Source organism: Bradyrhizobium sp. CCBAU 51765 (genome assembly GCF_015291725.1).
GTDB lineage: Bacteria > Pseudomonadota > Alphaproteobacteria > Rhizobiales > Xanthobacteraceae > Bradyrhizobium > Bradyrhizobium liaoningense.
The window spans coordinates 6,906,399-6,923,918 of record NZ_CP030038.1; the positions used below are offsets into that span (position 1 = coordinate 6,906,399).

Annotated in this window: 14 protein-coding genes and 3 pseudogenes; 9 read left to right on the plus strand and 8 right to left on the minus strand. The window is 57.7% G+C overall.

Annotation, left to right across the window (positions count from 1 at the left end; translation table 11 throughout):
* Nucleotides 1-29: 29 nt before the first annotated feature.
* From XH96_RS32370 to XH96_RS32400, 7 genes are all read left to right on the plus strand, one after another.
* Nucleotides 30-1,202, plus strand: coding sequence for a pyridoxal phosphate-dependent aminotransferase (locus XH96_RS32370; protein WP_246789826.1), 1,173 nt, complete (start codon nucleotides 30-32; stop codon nucleotides 1,200-1,202).
* 46 nt (nucleotides 1,203-1,248) lie between these two features.
* On the plus strand, nucleotides 1,249-2,043 hold the full coding sequence (locus XH96_RS32375; protein ID WP_194389538.1) for a phosphocholine cytidylyltransferase family protein: 795 nt from the start codon (nucleotides 1,249-1,251) through the stop codon (nucleotides 2,041-2,043).
* Nucleotides 2,006-2,656 (plus strand): CDP-alcohol phosphatidyltransferase family protein, encoded by a 651-nt coding sequence (locus XH96_RS32380; RefSeq protein WP_246789827.1) that lies wholly within the window; start codon nucleotides 2,006-2,008, stop codon nucleotides 2,654-2,656. The genes XH96_RS32375 and XH96_RS32380 overlap by 38 nt, the downstream gene beginning before the upstream one ends.
* 211 nt (nucleotides 2,657-2,867) lie before the next feature.
* Nucleotides 2,868-4,415 (plus strand): hypothetical protein, encoded by a 1,548-nt coding sequence (locus tag XH96_RS32385; RefSeq protein ID WP_194389539.1) that lies wholly within the window; start codon nucleotides 2,868-2,870, stop codon nucleotides 4,413-4,415.
* 37 nt (nucleotides 4,416-4,452) lie between these two features.
* Nucleotides 4,453-5,253 (plus strand): SDR family NAD(P)-dependent oxidoreductase, encoded by an 801-nt coding sequence (locus XH96_RS32390; protein ID WP_194389540.1) that lies wholly within the window; start codon nucleotides 4,453-4,455, stop codon nucleotides 5,251-5,253.
* A 26-nt stretch (nucleotides 5,254-5,279) separates the two neighbouring features.
* Nucleotides 5,280-6,413 carry an FAD-binding oxidoreductase gene (locus tag XH96_RS32395; protein WP_194389541.1) on the plus strand — a complete coding sequence of 378 codons (1,134 nt, stop codon included), beginning with the start codon at nucleotides 5,280-5,282 and terminating at the stop codon, nucleotides 6,411-6,413.
* Nucleotides 6,414-6,790: 377 nt separating this feature from the next.
* Entirely contained in the window at nucleotides 6,791-6,946 is a 156-nt protein-coding gene (locus XH96_RS32400; RefSeq protein ID WP_194389542.1) for a hypothetical protein, read from the plus strand.
* A gap of 60 nt (nucleotides 6,947-7,006) precedes the next feature.
* Here the strand turns inward: XH96_RS32400 and XH96_RS32405 are convergent, their stop codons facing one another.
* The 5 genes and pseudogenes from XH96_RS32405 to XH96_RS32425 form a co-directional block, all read right to left on the minus strand.
* Nucleotides 7,007-7,243, minus strand: a complete 237-nt coding sequence (locus tag XH96_RS32405) for a hypothetical protein (protein WP_194389543.1) — start codon at nucleotides 7,241-7,243, stop codon at nucleotides 7,007-7,009.
* Nucleotides 7,244-7,634: 391 nt separating this feature from the next.
* Nucleotides 7,635-8,009, minus strand: a complete 375-nt coding sequence (locus XH96_RS32410; protein WP_194389544.1) for a hypothetical protein — start codon at nucleotides 8,007-8,009, stop codon at nucleotides 7,635-7,637.
* A gap of 323 nt (nucleotides 8,010-8,332) precedes the next feature.
* Nucleotides 8,333-8,999, minus strand: a pseudogene (istB, locus tag XH96_RS32415) (IS21-like element helper ATPase IstB).
* Nucleotides 9,000-9,064: 65 nt separating this feature from the next.
* Nucleotides 9,065-10,596: pseudogene (istA, locus tag XH96_RS32420) on the minus strand (IS21 family transposase).
* A 352-nt stretch (nucleotides 10,597-10,948) separates the two neighbouring features.
* A complete protein-coding gene (locus XH96_RS32425; RefSeq protein ID WP_194389545.1) occupies nucleotides 10,949-11,179 on the minus strand; it encodes a hypothetical protein in 231 nt (76 codons plus the stop codon).
* A 108-nt stretch (nucleotides 11,180-11,287) separates the two neighbouring features.
* Between XH96_RS32425 and XH96_RS32430 the strand changes: the two are divergent.
* Nucleotides 11,288-11,419: pseudogene (locus XH96_RS32430) on the plus strand (transposase); the annotation flags it as partial.
* Between the two features lie 500 nt (nucleotides 11,420-11,919).
* On the opposite strand, the gene XH96_RS32435 reads toward XH96_RS32430, so the two are convergent.
* Nucleotides 11,920-13,041: a PLP-dependent aminotransferase family protein gene (locus XH96_RS32435; protein WP_194389546.1), complete on the minus strand. Its 1,122-nt coding sequence runs from the start codon at nucleotides 13,039-13,041 to the stop codon at nucleotides 11,920-11,922.
* A 773-nt stretch (nucleotides 13,042-13,814) separates the two neighbouring features.
* On the opposite strand from XH96_RS32435, the gene XH96_RS32440 reads away from it, so the two are divergent.
* Nucleotides 13,815-14,639 carry a class I SAM-dependent methyltransferase gene (locus tag XH96_RS32440; RefSeq protein WP_194389547.1) on the plus strand — a complete coding sequence of 275 codons (825 nt, stop codon included), beginning with the start codon at nucleotides 13,815-13,817 and terminating at the stop codon, nucleotides 14,637-14,639.
* A gap of 450 nt (nucleotides 14,640-15,089) precedes the next feature.
* On the opposite strand, the gene XH96_RS32445 is transcribed toward XH96_RS32440, so the two are convergent.
* Both XH96_RS32445 and XH96_RS32450 read right to left on the minus strand, forming a co-directional pair.
* On the minus strand, nucleotides 15,090-16,055 hold the full coding sequence (locus tag XH96_RS32445; RefSeq protein ID WP_194389549.1) for a hypothetical protein: 966 nt from the start codon (nucleotides 16,053-16,055) through the stop codon (nucleotides 15,090-15,092).
* Nucleotides 16,056-16,181: 126 nt separating this feature from the next.
* Nucleotides 16,182-17,459, minus strand: coding sequence for an extracellular solute-binding protein (locus tag XH96_RS32450; protein WP_194389550.1), 1,278 nt, complete (start codon nucleotides 17,457-17,459; stop codon nucleotides 16,182-16,184).
* Nucleotides 17,460-17,520: the final 61 nt, after the last annotated feature.

Below are 17,520 nucleotides of genomic sequence, written 5' to 3' on the forward strand. Positions count from 1 at the left end.
GTGACATGCGGGGTCAATGGAGAGCGCACATGCTGGCGGAGCGAACAGGCTTGTTCAAATACTCGGACACCGTTGCGGCATGGAGCGCCGCCAAAGCAGCAGCCGTGAGCGCCGAGCAGGTCATTGATCTGACCGCCGAAGAGATCCGGAGCGATCTAGCGCCGATGGCGCGCGAGGGCACAATCATCGCGATCAATCGTAGTGTCAACCGCAACACTGAGACAGGCGCCCCGACGAAGCTGCGAGAGGCGATCGCTCGCAGAATTTCCTCCGAGACTGGTCAACAATGGTCGATGGATGAAGTCGCAGTTACGAGCGGCTCCAAGCACGCTCTCTTCAACGCAGCTATGGTGCTTCTGAATCCGGGGGATGAGGTGCTCATCCCCGTTCCGCATTGGACTTTCCCCGCGCAGGTTCTCTTGGCAGGCGGAGTCCCGATTTTCATCGAGACAAGGGATAGCAATTACGTGCCGAAGCCTTCAGATCTAGCTGCGGCAGTTACGTCAAAGACTAAAGCCATCGTTGTCAACCCCCCGAACAATCCTACAGGTACGATTTACGACTGCGAGACTCTTACTGAAATTGCGCAGCTTGCGGCTCAGCGGGATCTCTGGATTGTGTTCGATGAATCCTATGGGACTTTCGCCCATGCTCCACACACCCATTATGCGATTGTGTCGGCCGCTCCTGCGGCTCGTCACCGCACTCTAATCGCTAATTCGTTCTCTAAATCCCTCGCGCTGACCGGCTGGCAGATTGGTTATCTCGCCGCCCCACAATCCGTTATAAACGCCGCGCTGGCGCTACAACGCGATACGGGATGCAATCCAGATGTCAATTCCCAGCATGCATTGCTTCATCATTTGGAGTCCAGTGATGATGTCTTCGAACAAACACTTCAACGTCATGTCAGCGAGGCGCAAACGCTTGGGCTCTCGATTCTTTCGACCCTGAAGTCGATCCCGAAACCTGCAGCTCAAGGCGGATTCCAACACTATCTAGATATCAAAGGATGGCGGCAAAGCACCAAGGGGCCACGCCCCGAATTCAACGCCGATGACGTCGTTAACGTATTGCTGATGGACGCGGGCTCGCGGCAGCTTCGGGCACGATCTTTGGCGATCCAGACGGGATCCGGCTCTCCTATGGGATTGACCTTGGCTCGCTCGACGGGCTTGCGGCTTTCAAACACATGGCACTGAAGGCCTGGTGGTTTCGGCATGCTTAGCGTTGCGGAAGGTTAGCACTATGACTGAAGTTCCTCGCCGCGCTATCGTGCTTGCAGCCGGCCTCGGCTCGCGCCTGCGGCCGCTGACGGATCTGCGGCCAAAAACACTGGTCGAGGTAAACGGCATGCCGATCCTGCACAACGCCCTGCGGAATCTGGAGGCAATCGGCGTCGGTGAGGTGACGGTTGTCGTGGGCTACCGCAAGGACGCCATCCAGTATGCCTGCGGCAGCCGCTTCGGGGGGGTTGATATCAACTATATCGAATCGACGGCTTTCGATCGCACCGGGAGCGCCTATTCCCTGTGGTTGGCGCGTGATGTACTGCTTTCGGGAGACTGCCTCCTCCTCGAGGGAGACGTGTTCTTCGAGCAAGATGCATTGCGCCGCCTGATCGGCCCAGCGAGCGATGTGGCAGCAGTCGCTCCCTTCGACAAATCGATGGAAGGCTCTGCAGCTCTTTTATCCGACGACGGCTTCATCACAGGTTTCCGCATGAAGCAAACGGCGGCCAACATTATCACAGCCGGCCCGCAGCTTTTCAAAACTATGAACCTGCTACGATTTTCGGGCTCGACTCTCAAGGCAACGATCGTTCCTGCACTGGACGATGTTATCGGGTCCGGAGCCAGGCAGGCCTACACCGAGGAGCTTCTTGGCTATCTGGTGGAGAGGCGTGGCCTGCAGCTTGCCGCCGCGCGATGCGATGGTCTCAAGTGGTGCGAAATCGATACCGCCGAAGATCTGCGTCTAGCAGAGCGCATTTTCTCACGAGCGCATGGCGCTCGCCAATCGTATGACCAGCGTGATCAGTGAGGTGCCAATGCTAAGATACCTTTGGGATCCCGCAAATGCCATCACTGCGGGGGGACTTGTTTTTTCTTCCGCTAGTCTATTCCTCGCTCTATCCGGAAAGCTTGAGCTATCGGTGGCAGTGGCTCTTTGGGCTGTCCTGGCAGATCACATCGACGGAATCGTGGCCAAATGGACGCCGAACCGTGACCCGGAAGTTGCAAAAATGGGCAAGAGCCTGGACGGATTCGGGGACATTATCTATGGAGCCGTCTTGCCTACCGCAATTGTGATTCAGCTCAGCCACGCCTCCATTCTTTCCCTCGCGACGGCCACTGCTCTGCTCGTGGCGGGAGCCATCAGGCTTAGCTATTTTGCAAATTTCGGCCGATCGTCCGACGGGCGCTTCTTGGGTGTGCCTTTGTCGTACGACGTGCCGCTAATGGCTCTCTTGATCCTTTTACAGCCGTTCATCGGAGCGGAACTATTTGAGTGGCTCATCAACGTCTGTTTCCTGCTGCTTGCCGCCGCTCACGTGGCGTCTATTCGCGTGCCATCACCCAGCCCGGCAATGTATGCGGCAATTAGCATCTTCGTCGTGGTGTGTTCGGCCGCCTTAGCCAGCCGTTCTCTTTGACAGCCATGGGCGGATTATCGAGCTATGTGCAGGCAGGCATGATCAGAGCAGCTGATAGGGTTCCTGGCCGTACGACCTGCTATATTCGGGTCCGTAGCCATTTGCCTGAACGTTGTATCTCTCTGAGCTCCGAAACAGCTCGGCACCACGTACTTGGTCGTGAGATACTTGTTGTCGGGGCGTTCATCGTACCTGCATCGAGGTGGCTGGCATGACCATCCGGCCTGAACTTTTGCAGCGTCCCGATCTGCGTCAACGAGAGCACGAGCGAGGCTGGATCTTTCGGGAAATCGGCGTCGAGCCGTTCATTCAATGCGCCGGTGTGCGCACATTATATGGAGCAAGCAATCCGAGTGACGAAGTCATGGCAGCAATGAACGCGGCTGCAGAGGCTTTCGTCGACATGGATGAATTGGCTGAGGCTGCAGGCCGACGGCTCGCTGAACTCACGGGCGCCGAATGGGGTGTGATTACCGCCGGCACTGCGGCGACACTGGCACTAGCCACAGCGGCATGCATCGCCGGAAACAATCCGGAATTGATGTTGCGATTGCCGCAAACATCGGGGCTACCCAACAAGGTCTTGATCCCCTCTGACCAACGGTTTTCCTATGAACAGGCAATCCGTATCGCGGGCGGCGAGATTGTGAGTGTTGCCACTGTAGAAGGGCTTGCGGAGGCATTGGACGGAAGCGCCGCGATGATCTGTCTGCTCGGCCGCATGGATTCAGCGTCCGTTTTGCCGTTGAGCGCAGTTGTCCCTCTCGCCCGTGCTAACGGCGTGCCCATTCTTGTCGAGGCTGCCGGGCTGTCGCCAGAAAAGCCTGATCGCTGGGTCAAATGCGGCGCCGACCTGGTGGTTTATGCCGGCGGCAAATACCTCCGGGCCCCACAATCCACTGCGATCGTGCTTGGTAGTCAACGGCTATGCAAGGCAATCTGGTGGAACGGAGCGCCTCACCAGGCCTTCGGCCGGGCAATGAAGTTGGGTAAAGAGGAGATTGTGGGTGCAGTCGTGGCACTCGACCGCTGGATCAATTTTCCAACTGCCAAACACGACCGTGACCAATGGCTTCCGCGCTTAAAGCTGATTGCGGCGGAGCTCAATACCCAGCCTGGCGTCAGAACTGAGGTGCTGTCCTGGCCTGGTTCTGTCACGGCAGTTCGCCTCAAGGTGAGCTGGGACGAGAAAGTCGTTCCATTCAGCGCGGAAGATCTACGGCTCGCGCTCTTACGGCAGCGCCCACGAATTCTCATCCACGATTTTTGGTCGACGCCGACCTCGATCGTGCTTGACCCCGTCAATCTCGGCGATGACGAGGCGGAGATCGTCGGACGTGCTTTGGGCCGCGCATTTCAAGAGCCCCGGTGCATTGCTGAACGACCGTCAACGCTTCATGCCGAAGCTGACGTCTCAGGAGGTTGGCGCCTCGAAATTCAATTTCTTCATGGCTCGGCGACACATCATCTCGATCTTGAGCAGAATGAGATGCTCATATCAGGATTCCATCACACCGGATCATCTTCCGGCAAGCTGTCCGGTGAGATTTACGGCGACCACATCCGCTTCGAGGCTGCACACGAGCAGATACCGATGTCCCTATTCTATGGCTTCGAGGGCAAAGTTGCCAAAGGGGGCACTATCAGTGGAACGGTCCAGCTCGGTGGTAGCGCAAAAGAACATCTCGGACCGGTTTTCAAGGGCCAATACGGTTCGGCGGAATTTCATGCATTGCAGAGTTCGCGCAACTCTAGATAGCTCCACCACTATCGCGCCGAATCCAAGAGAGATTCAAATGAACGTTCAAACGATCGAAGCAGTATCCCAGCATCCGATGAGCTTGCATGGCAAGGTCGCGTTGATCGTTGGCGGCTACGGGGCAATCGGCACAACAATCTCGGAAGTGCTGACCCTTGCGGGTGCGACCAGCATTATTGCGGGACGAACCGGCGACCAGGCGTTGGCTCTTGCCGCTGACCTGGCCGCGCAAGGCTTCTCTGCCCATGGTATTGAGCTAGACGCGTGCGACGCCAACGCTGTGCATGCGGTCTCTGCGTGCCTGAAACAACAACATGGTTCTATAGATATTTTGGTGAACTGCACTGGCTTCAACAAGGAGCAGATGCTGTTCGAGGTAACGCCGGAAGCCTTCGATGAGGTTTATTCCAGGACATTGCGTGCCGGAATGTTTCTCTCCCAGGCGGTCGCCGCTCAGCAATTATCTGCCGAAAGAGGCGGGAGTCATATTCATCTTCTTTCCGTGCGCTCATCGTTTGGCTTCCGAAACCGCGGCTATAGCGCCTTTTGCGCCGCCAAAGGCGGGCTCGCGGTATTGTTGAAGCAACTGGCAACGGAATTGGGGCCGTACGGCATCACCGTAAATGGTGTCGCGCCTGGGTTGGTACGGACGCAGAAGAACGAAACAGTTTTCGATGACCCGACCGCATTCAAGCGAGCCACCGCGAACATTCCGCTTGCGCGATTGGCTACGCCTGAGGATGTCGCGGGAGCTGTCCACTTCTTCGCGTCTTCGCTATCCCGTTTCGTGACGGGCCAGATTCTTCGCATCGATGGCGGGCTCACCGCCAGTACTTGAGCAGATTTTCCAGGAAGGAGAAGCCGATGAAAATCGGAGTCGTCGGGGCTGGTATCGTTGGCAGCTCCATTGCCTATCACCTCGGGAAGGCCGGTGCGCGAGTGACCGTTTTCGATATTGGCGAACCTGGAAACGGCGTCTCCTCCACATCATTTGCATGTCTTAATGCGTTTGGCCAAGCCGAAGCCGACCTGCCGTTTAGGCTCGACGCTATCAAGTACCACAGCGTGATCGCTCGCGACGTCGGAAGCGAGCGACACCTCCACACCACTGGAACGCTGCGGCTCGCTTCCTTAGGAAATGCTGCTGAAAAACTCGAACAGAATGCCAAGGCCCTTTCCAAGTACGGAAGTCAGCTGGAATTCATTTCAGCGGCCGCAGCAGGTCGCCTCGAGCCATCTATCGGGACTGGATCGGCCGCCGAAGTAGTGTTTGTCCCGGAAGAAGGATGGGTGAATGCGGGAGCGCTATGCCAGGCTCTGATCGAGCTCTCTACCAAACGGTTTGCGGTTCGTTATCGGCGGGAGCGAGTACAAGGTCTTGAGAGTCTGCAGTCAACGGCGCGCTTGCGCCTAACGACAGGAATTGAGGAATTCGACTCTCTCGTGCTGGCGGCCGGCAATGACACCAATGCACTGCTGACGTCTGCGGGGTTCATGCCACTTAGATTGACAGCAGCACCTGGCCCCCTTGTGGACCTCACTTGTTCGCTGGGCTCGCAAGGCGTGCGACGGGCTATCTACGCCGACAAGCTCCATATCAGGCCGGGGGACCACGGAGGATTTCTGGCTGGCGTCGCGGCGGCCGCTGGTGACGGCCCCGAGCATGAGCGAATGGAGGAGGAGCGCCGTTCTCTGATTAGCTCGGCAAGCCAATGGATCATGAATTTCGCCGAAATGGGACAAAGATGGGCTGTTGGTGTACGCCCGATGCCGGCGGATGGTCGGCCGATGATTGGCCCTATTGACGAAGACCGCACCGTATACGTAGCGGTCATGCACGGCGGAATAACCCTTGGCCCGTTAGCAGGACGCCTCGTCGCAACTGAAATAGTGCAAGAGAATGAGGCCGTCGAGCTAGGCGCCTATCGGCCCAGGCGATCAATTGCGCAAGATGCCGATTGGCGTGAGCCAACGCTGCCACCGGACCGTTCAACGTAGCTCGCAACGCGCCGGAACGGGATCACGGATACAAAGCTTAACTAAACGAGAGAGCTGGACGCGATGATAAACTGAGCAGATTGACTTATCGGCAGCTGTCGTCGCCAAAGGGGGCGGCAAAGCTTTCCACAGATTTTACCGAGCGAGCCGTCGATCGCCAGCTCGAACCGTCATTTGGTAGCACCTATTACTGCGGTTTCGTGGTCCCCAAAATAGCCGACGGGCAAGACAGCCGCTCGGTACGGACGGTTTCGATTCAGGGCATTTTCAGATTGAGGTTGCGGCCGTGAGTGTGACGGATGAGGGTTCATTCCACCCGAGCAATGCACGCGGCAGTCACGATGGATGATCCTGGGCGGACAGGCGCGACGGGTTGCATGCATGTCGTCGTCACGCGGCGCCCGCGGTTTCCGCGCCTGCACCTTGCAATGCGAGGAGCCGGCGCGGAGAACTTCGACGAACCGGATCCCGCTCTTCTCCGAGATTCAGATCATGCCGCGTTCGATACGATCAATCCGGCGAAGATCGATTAGGCCGGCCTGCAACAGCCACGACCGCCAACCTGAAAGATCTCATTGCTCGGCGTTACTTTGCTACAATGTTTGCTTCATCGGTGTGCCGGTCTTGCGGACTAGACAACGCAGCAGGGCAAGCTGGAACGCGCTCATATGGTCAAGCACGATTGCGCGTCGCTTTTCTATTGCGCCGCTGGGCACGTGGGTCCGGTCTTTGCCGCGATATTCGTCGCTCCATCTTCCTCTGCGGCGCACCGGGTTGGATACTCTTTGACCACCCCATTCTTGGTTCCGCAATGTATGATCTGCGGCCATGTAGGTTTCTCCTGAGCGATCTGATCCGCGACAATTTATCGGTGTGCTGCTCAGCAGACGCCAAGCCACCGCTAAACATGCTGACAGCGAAGATTAGGGCCGACTTAGAACGAATGAACAGGCTCTCTCCCTCAATGATACTGCAGATCAGAGTGGACGCACCTACTATGGGAACCGCCAAGGCAAAGGCCAACTTGCGCTTCGCGCGGCGGGTGCAGCAAGCGCCTTTTTCTTGGAACCCTGTTCGCCGACAATGCACCCCGCTGTTTGAGGCGTGATCCAATAGGAGAAGCCGAGGTGCAACGCTTTTTGAAGGACGGAAGACGCAATCTCGTAAGCATTCACGCTCCCGGTGATCGAGCCGCGCAATAACTGTATGTGCATCAAGCCGTCAATGGCATTCTTTTTTGACTGAGGTCGCAATTCCAGCGAGTGTGAGTTCGTTGACCATCCCGTCAAGCTTGATTCCACTGCCTTCGGCACAAAGGATAGTACCGTCATATTTGTAGACAACCGCAGTCTCTGATTCGAATATCCATAGTCCGAACTCCGCTGGACCAACAAAACCGCGCCGGATCTTTTCCCAATCGGCTTGGCTGATCATGTAGGTGTTGGCCTGCCCCGTGGGAGCCCCGCACATTTGGATGATCTTGAAACGGCAACCGCTTCTTTTCTTGGCTAATAGTGTGAGCTCCGAAACTTTCCAGCACGGCTCTGTCTTGATCGAGAGTACGGGCCTTACCTTCGCTGCATTGCAAACTGCCATCGGGCTTGCCTCCTACCAGCGAAGAAATTTCGTGACAGCAATCGCGGGCACGTAAGGCTGCGGATTCCAGGGATGGCGATCAGGTGTTCCAGGCGATCGTGATCACGGATTCCAGTGATCGCGATCGGTTCGGAGACGAACACGACTGACGGGCTTATGTGTGCTGGAAATTGTCTCCTGGTCAAGGCTGGCGGGTTGGTTCGAAGGTCGTTCCGGCGGTCCATGGGAGGGCCCCGTGCGCGGCGCGGAGTGCCCCCACGAGCGACGGAGCGACGCGCGCGGGAGGGGCCTGTGGGCCGGCGGGGCGATCGTGCGCGAGGTGCTCACGGCTTTTTCTTTTCGCCGGCTTGACGCCGCAGACTGTCGCCCTTGAGCTCGATGCGATGAGCATTGTGAATGATGCGATCCAATATCGCATCGCCGAGGGTGGGATCGGCAATGACATCATGCCATTGCGACACGGGCACCTGACTCGTGATCAACAACGATCCCTTGTCGTAGCGGTCGTCGACGATCTCAAGCAGATCACGGCGCTGGTCGGCGGTGAGCGGTTCGGGTCCCCAGTCGTCAAGGATGAGGAGATTGACGCGCTCGAGCGCGGTGATCAGGCGCGCCAGACGGCCTTCGCCGCGCGCCTGGGCGAGATCAGCGAACAGGCGGGATGCCCGCTTGTAGAGGACGGAAAAGCCGGCGCGGCAGGCCTTGTTGCCGAGCGCACAGGCAAGCCAGGACTTGCCGGTGCCGGTTGGACCGACGATGACCAGGTGGTTGGCATCGCGGATCCATTGGCAGGTGCCGAGGTTCTGGAAGAGCGAACGATCGAGACCACGGGCGGTACGATAGTCGACGTTCTCGATGGTGGCGGCTTGACGGAGCTTGGCGCTGGTCAAGCGACGCGTGATGCGACGGTTGTCTCAGGCCGAGCCAATCGGCGTGCGGCATCCCGGCTGCCTCGGGATTGTTCTGCAGTTCAGTGAGGCCATCGGCCATGGTGGCGAGGCCGAGGGCGCGCAAGCGATCGACGGTAGGGTGAAACGAGCATGCTGATCTCCTGATCAATTGTAGTAACTGCGGCCGCGAATGTTGGCGTGGAAGAGAATGGGCGTCTCATCGGCGGGCGGAGCGGTCCTGTCGGTGCCGTTCTTGAGGATGGCAGCGACCGATTTGTAGGAACGGGCGTTGAGCAGCAGGGCACGGGCGCAGGCGGCGTCGACGCGCTCCTGACCGTAGCGCTTGACCAGCCCGAGAATACCGATGGCGGAGCGGAAGCCCTGTTCCGGATGCGGCCGCGACCGCAGGATGACGTCGATCAGGGTGTCGGCGTCGGGGCCGACCTTGGCAGCTTCGGAACGAATACGCTCATGGGTCCAGTCGCGATAACGGCGATGCGAGCTCGGCATATGCTCGGCAATCGTCGTCGGGCGATGCGGCAGGGTGCTGCGCAGATGCGACGCCACCCGCTTGCCGCGCAGGAAAATCTCGACGGTCTTTTGGGTGACGCGGGTCTCGACCTCACGAGGTTGTGAGGGACGCTGTAGTAATGCTTGGCGATCTCGATGTGATAATCGAGGTTGACCCGGCAGCGCTTCCACTCGGCATACTGGTACGGTTCATCCGGCAAGGGAGTGAGCGCCGGACGATCGAGCTCTTCGAAGAGGTCACGCCGACTTCGCCCCCAGCTCCGGAGAGGTCGGTCGTTCAGCTCGACGAGGAGCGCGTGGATCGCCTCGTTGAGGGCGGCGAGCGAGAAGAAGCGGCGGTTGCGCAGGCGCGCCAGAATCCATCGCCCGACGATTTGGACCCCGACTTCGACCTTGGCTTTGTCGCGCGGACGATACGGTCGCGCCGGGACGATGGCGGTGCGGTAATGGCGGGCGAGATCGGCATAGGTCCGGTTGACCATCGGCTCGTGAAAGCAGGCCCGGGTGATGCCGGCCTTCAGATTATCGCTCACCGTCTGCTGGGCCACGCCGCCGAAATAGGCAAAGGCCCGAACGTGCGAGGCGATCCAGTCCGGCAGGCTCTGAGTGAGGCTGGCTTCGGCGTAGGTGTAGTTCGAGGCGCCGAGCACGGCGACGAAGATCTGCATGCTGCGCACCTCGCCGCTGAGCCCGTCAACCACCTCCATCGTGTGGCCGGAATAGTCGACGAACAGCTTCTCGCCGGCGACATGGACTTGGCGCAGGGTCGGCTTGAGGCGGCCGGCCCATTCCTTGTAACGCTCGCAGAACCAAGAATAGCTGAAGCTGTCGGCGCTTGCGTCGCAATACTCCTCCCACAACAACATCAGCGTGACGTTCGGGCGCGGCAGCTCGCGATGCACGAGCGTCCAATCGGGCTGCGGACGCTCGTCGCTGGGCCGATCGGAGGGTGGCGGATATAAGCGGTTCTCGAGCCGGACATCGTCATCCAGCTCCGGCGGCAACGGCCAGGTCAGGTCGGCGCGGCGGGTTCGGTTGAGGTACTTGCTGACCGTGCCTTGGGCCAAGCCAAGGCTGCGGGCAACAGCGCGTTGCGACATGCCGACGCTGTAGTGCAGGCGTAGAACTTCACGAATGTGGCGCATGGACAGTCTCTCGGTCGGCATCTCGATCCTCTGCGGTTCGGCAAAAGACCAAGCTACCCGGGTTGCAGACTGTCAGCGGTGTGCGTCTCCCCGTCCCCCCGATCACCATCGCTGGAAATAGCGATCACGATCGGCTGGAAACGGTGATCACGATGCTCTGGAATGGGTGATCACGATGACCTGGAATCGGTGATCACGATCGGCTGGAACGCGCACGTAAGGCACGCAAACCTGAGGGTTACCAAGGCGGACACGCCTCCTTGATGAGAGGCCGATCCGCATCAACAGCTTCCGTCATTCTTCTTGCCGACGTGCTTCTTCTGCCGCTCGCAACCATTGTTGTAAGTTTTTCCGTCACAACCGCAGACAGGGATCACCGATTTTGCACGCGATTGCCGACAAAACTTGCCGACCTTGACGCATACGCCTGAAGAATCAGCAAAGCCACATTGGCCTGGCGTTGGATCGCACCAAAGTCCGCGGTCGCATTTGATCCCGCCGAAGCCGCCGCACGCCTCACCGACTTTTGCAACTTGCGAGGAAGAGGGGCACCAAAAGCGACTGCGAGGAACAACATGAAGAAAGGTACTGCTTTGAGGGACATCTGCGACGCTCCATGGCAATGGATAGAAAAAACTCCGCCCACCCACTTATAAGTGGAGAGCGCTCACCAATTTGGCTGTTATGCGCGAGAAGATCAGAACAAGTTTCTGCGGTGCTGGTTATTGATGACAGCTCACTGCCTAAGCAGGGTGAGCGCTCGGTCGGTGTAGCGGCTCAATACGCGTCGGCTCTCGGTAAAACGGCAAATTGCCAAACCCTGGTGTCTTTAACGCTTGCGCGGCGAAGCTATGGGCACTGCTGAGTCGGCGGCCGAAGGATGAGATCGACGATGGCGTGACGTACGGGGGCATGGTTGGTTGTGCCAGTCGAACACCGAACGCCACGGTCCAAGCCGGAGACGAGACACGTCGCTTGTCCAACTGTCAGGCAGAAAGAGACGTAACGCGACCATGACGCGCGGTCCTAAAGCGATCTGCGGCGGGTGCACGCGGCCGGACACGAGACAGGATCGCCCCGTCGCAAACGCGGCCCACCAGGCTCAGCTCAGGCCATCCGTTCGGGTTCTCGTGCCAGCGGGCCCCCTGAACCGGACCGTTTCGTCTATCCTGGATGAGCACAGCATGGGCTTTCGTTTGATCGGCAGGCATTCTACATGTTGAATCAGATCGGAGCCCAGCGCTTTGTGCCGCATTTCAGGTCGAGGCAGAACTTTCCTGCTCATCGTTTGCGAGAGCGACCTGGATGCGCCGATCTCCGCAACAGTCTACACTTTAAGGAAGCCTATATATTCTCGTGCACAAGAGGCCTGAGCGCTGTCAAGGCTTCTCCAAGGCTGGCACGGGTTTCGGGGCTACCTAAGACGATGCGAATGCCCTCGGGGGAACTGTCTTCATCGACCGCGAACATGCTTCCGGACCGAACCAAGACACCGGCCTCAGCTGCCGCCGCGACAAAGCTCCGCTGCGTCCATCTGCGCGGGAGCGCCAACCACATGTGTAGTGATTCCGGCTTGGTCAGGTAGCTTGCATGAATGAACAACCTCGCGGCCATTTCCTGTCGCGCGACCGCCTCATTGCGTACAGCGAGCAGCACTCTCTCAGCGGTGCCATCGGCAATCCAACTTTGAGCGAGCAAAGCGGACAGGGGGGTGACATGCCAAGTCGAGATCGTGTGAAAGCGATCAAACGCGCTTGTGGCCGCCTGAGCGGAGGGCATCAACAGATAAGCAATCTTCAAACCAGGGCCAATACACTTGGCGAGGCCTGCGGCGTACCAGGTGACGTCAGGGGCCAACGCACTGATCGGGGGCGGAGCTTCCGGTGGAAGCAGCCCGTAAACATCGTCCTCAATAATCACAACGCCATATCGCCTCGCGACATCGGCGAGCGCGAGCCGTCGTTCATGCGACATCGTGATTGTGGTTGGGTTATGGAGTGTCGGCGTAAGGAATAGCGCTTTGGGACTGAGCTTTCTGCACGCGTGCTCGAACGCCTCCGGCGCCGCTCCGTCGTCATCCATCGCGATGCCCTTGACGGACATGTTCAAGAAGCTGGCAATCCGCCGCACCCCGTAATAGCTCAAGCTTTCTGTCAGCAGCACATTGCCGCTTCCAACCACGTTGACCAATGTGATTAGGAGGCCACTCTGAGTACCGTTCGTAACGATGATCCGGTCAATCGACGGCGCAGCCCCGAAGCGCTTGGCTAGCCAAGCCGCTCCAGCTTGACGATCAGAATCAGTTCCTTGAAAACGATGATATCTCAACAGCGTTGCGACGTCTCCTCGTTGAGATATCTCAAGCAGCGTTCTCGACAACGCCGCCCCCATCCATTCTGGGGTCGGCGGAGTGGTTCTTATAAGGCTGATTGGCTTTCCATGTCGATGACTGCCAGGGACATTCATTTTTGCCAGCTCCAGTTGAAGTAAGCAGTGCAATGAGACAACGCTATGCTCGCTAGTTCAGAGACATCGACGTTCGCGCCGGCGTGGCCGGGGCTCGCTGAAGAGCGCGACCATAGGATCTCTCGAAGGCGAGTATGGTCGAAGAGGCCTTCATGCCCCACCGAAGCGCTCAGTGGCCTCCTCTCGCCCGCTCACGGTCCCCACCCACGCTGCTCAGCAACACAAAGATCAATTTCTCCTCCTCTCCTCAAGAGCCCCCGCGGCGGCCGCCTTCCCTCAACCAGGTGTGACCCACTGCAAGACAGCGTTGATCCACCAAGATGATCGGATCGACAGGGTTGCCGGCCGAACGAGAGCGTCTTCTTGGACTTCGCCGGCGCGCTTGGTCGACACTCGAAATAAATGAAGCAGCTCGCGTTCAAATCAATGACCAACGTGGGTAGTTGATAAAAATGAGAGCGTGTGAACGATAGTGTCGACGAAAGGGTGGCCCTGCATTCGAATCAACTCTGCTGTCGCGTGATGCGCTTTTACAAAACCAGGACGCTCTTCAAGTGTAGCCCCCGGCGAGAACAAACAACTCTCCGTAGAGCGCTGATTCTAACGGCCGCCCTGCTTCGGCGAACGATGAATTTGCTGCGGCCCCCCGAGATCCGAGACAACCGGATCGGGCTCGTACATCCAAGTACCGTAGCCGTTCTAAACGCCGCCTAGGACATCCTCGCAGCCAAGCGGGCTTTTCTCGTTCCGCAACAAGCGATCGGAGGTGAGCGATGCGCAGTCAACCCGTAGATATGCACTCTGCCTACACTGGGCTTGCTGATGCGTATGACAGCTATCGGCCTAATTATCCGGATGAACTAGTGAGCTTCATTGCCGAGCGCGTGAGGCCCCCAGGACCTTGCGCTCTCTCTGTGCTTGATATCGGCAGTGGCACAGGACTTTTTACAAGGCAACTGGCGAGCCTGTTACCCCCTTCGGCTAGCATTACGGCCGTCGAGCCGAACGACGATATGCGCCAGAAAGCCATCTGCGGATCTGCGGGCATCTTGAATATCAAGCATATGCCAGGCAGCGCGGAACGGATTCCAGCTGAGAGCGGAACCATTTCTCTGGTGACAGCCGCGAGCGCGGCAACGTGGTTTGATCGACCCAAATTCTACACGGAGGCGAACCGGGTCCTGACCCCATCAGGTCTTATCGCGGTGCTCATGATTCGACGGGATCTGGACAGAAGCGCGATGCTTCGAGATTACGAGCGTTACCACGAGCAGTACATTCGTGGTTTCGTAATCGGCGGCTTTGAGGGCAGCGACGGACGCTACGCACCCGTCAATTTCGTGCATGAACTCAAATCATCGCCTCTGTTTCGCAAGGTCCGCCATTTTGCGCTGTATTGGGACGACTTTTTAACATGGGAGCAGTTCGAGGGCCTGAGTTTATCCCGTAGCGACACCAAGAAGATCATTGAGATCAACGGCCTGGAAGATACGATGAGGTGGCACCGCCTGCTCTTTGAGCGATATGCTGCAATGGATGGAACGGTCGAATTTCCCTGGTCAGCAGAGGTGACAATCGCCCTGCCCGTTGCTCAGTGACATCTCATGCGCATTGCGCATCCCAACAGCCGCAGAAATCGGAAAATTGCAGCGGACCGCTTGAATCTGCGCATTGCCGTGCCGCCTGCTCCCGCTTTGTCGCTCAAACACCCCCGATCTCTGCCATCATAGAAGCCACGGTTTCCACCATGCGAACGGAGCCCTGCTTTCGATCTTCGTATGACGCGCTCGGCAATAGTCCGTCATTCCGAATGCTAGCAAGCGCCTTAGGTCCATCATTGCCGCAAACGGATGTAGATTGACAAACACTGGTTATAGAGGTCAGCGTTAACCCACATGAGAGTACGCCGAAAGCAAAACCGCGCTGGCTGCTCGATGGCTCGCATCGACAGCAGCAACTGCGAATCGATATTGAGAGATTGCTCCCCCCGCTTCCGCTCGAACATTGTCGCGAAGGTCGAACGCGGGGGCCATGGCTCAAACTGATGTTTACGAGCAGCTTTTCAGTTCCGCCTCGACAGCGAGCGTTTCGGCATGGAGTGCAAGAATTGCCTGCGCAGCAGCTCGGGCTCCCTTCGCGCCTACGAAGAAGAAATGCCCGCCAACAGCCTCTCGCGACAAGCGCTTCGGCAGCGACTCGACGAGCGACCGGACCTTATTTAGAGCACTGGGAGCGAATGAGGCGGCGCGAGCCGCGATCACGTGGGCATTGAAGAATGACCAGTTGGCCTGATCCGTCAACAGGTGGTGCCTATCACTCGATGCAGTCGGAATGATGGCTGCGCACAGCGGAGCACCTTGGAATTCCATAGCCATCACATCCTTCGCCGCATCCCACAGCGAATGTTGCATCCGCCCATTGCGCCAGCGGAGACCTTCACCATGCAGATTCAACGGCGAGCCACCAACGAACTCTCTAAAGTATACCTCAGAAGGAATAATTGATCTCCCCTCCAGCTGATCCTGTTCCGATAGAGCAGCCAGCCAGGATCGGTTGAGCGGCATGAACGCCCCCTCGGATAGAGCAAGGAAGGATCGAAAGCCATGCGCCGAAAGGGGTGTTTCCTTGAGATTCACCGGCGAGAGGCCTGGAAGCGGAGGCGTTGCCGCAAGGCTTACGAACGCCTCTATGGCAATGTTTCTGCTGGAAGCCGTCGCTGCCAGACGTGAAATAAATCTACCGGCCATACTCCAGCCAACGACCAGGACACGCGGCTTTAGCTTCCATGCATGCAGCTTGGCCGCCACCAGATCGATCAAGACTTCTGACCAGGTTGTGACATCCAGTCCACAAACAGGAGAGTTGAACACCGGGTGTTCGATCGGAGGTGATGGCACAACCAAATTGTATCCCATCGAAGTTAGCCAATAGGCGAGAAAGTCTCTGGGATCGCCGTCAGGATAGCCATAAGAAATCCGCCCTAGATGACCACCGCCGGTCAAGAAAAGCACCAAGGCGCACTCTTTTCTCCCCGGGCGGCTCCATTCGATATATGGGATGGCGCAAGCTATCCCATATCTTTCGTCCGGATAAAGGCCTGCATAGACCATCGGTACTGTTCGCTTGCTAGCCTCAAACACTCATTTGACGCCGAGAAGCTTTCGCGCCTGCGACGCCATCGCTTGAAGTCCCACTTCAGGCGGCTTCTGGAGTGTGATGACAGAGCGCATAGCGTCCACGATGACCTTGGTGACTTTTGCCGCGTTCTCTCCTGGAAAAGCGTACCACGCGCGAAGAATGGGTAGCTGATCGAGGCTCGCCTTATAGTTGGCATTCTTTGCAAAGTGCCCGGAGAGCTCTGTTGAATCGTGAGTAGCGAAGTCGTTCGCCGGCAGCCATCCGGATTTGAGTGCTACAATTTTCTGTCCGGCTGGACCACTTGCAAACTTCATGAATTCCCAGGCGAGCTTCTGTTGCTCCGGTTTGGTCGCAAACATCATTGCGATCGATCCGGCCGCGGGAAGCGTCCCGTTCGCTGCCATCAGCGGAAACCTGCCGACCGCAAGCCTGAATTTATCCTTGCTATCCTCTTCGAAGCGCAGCTGATTTGAATTTGAGTCGAAGATTATCCCGATCTTCCCTGCGGCAAACAGAGACCGAGCCTGGTCTTTCGACATATCAACTGAAGCTTGTCCCGATTCTCCGATCCGTTTGATGATTTCCAACGCCTTCAGGCCTTCCGGGCCATCAAAAGCTATCTTGCTTTCATCAGAATTCATCATCGTCGCATTTTGACTAAAGAGCAGAGCGTCCCAAAAAAAATCCTCACTATTGTATTGAAAAATTAGTCCGACATTCCCTTCGCCCAGCTTGGTGATACTCGAACCAAGTCTGATGATCTCGTCCCATGTCGTCGGGAGGTGAGAAGGATCGCCGCCAACTCTGGCGAGCAGGTCTAGATTGTAGAAGACGACAGGCTCGGCGACGCCGAAGCCTAGGGCATAACTATCGCCCTTAGATGCTCCAATTTTTTCAACGGTTGGAGAAAGCGCTTTTCGGCTGTCACTCGTGTCCGTATTCAGGAATTGGCCGAGCGGAATGGCAAGGTTTCGATCCGTGTAGATTCGCAGACGATTGGCGCCCTGGAACGACACGTCCGGCAACGAACCTGTGAGCGACGCGCGCAGAGTTGCCTGGACGAGATCGTCGTAACCTCTGGTCGAATTATCCAGCTCAACTTTGACGCCGGGATGTTCGTTCTCGAAAGTTCTCGCGAGTTCGACCCACATCGCGTTAAGGTCTGAGGATGCTGCGGTTACTCTTAACGTCCTGCCGTCCTCTGCGTTCGCCGGACTCATGATGGCTCCAACAAGGGCAGTAGCGACGGAGACGACAATGATTTTCAAAGAGGGCCACATCTGGCTTTCTCCATTTTTAAAATATTCTGTATTTCTTGCCGCAGCGGATCCTATGGTCGCC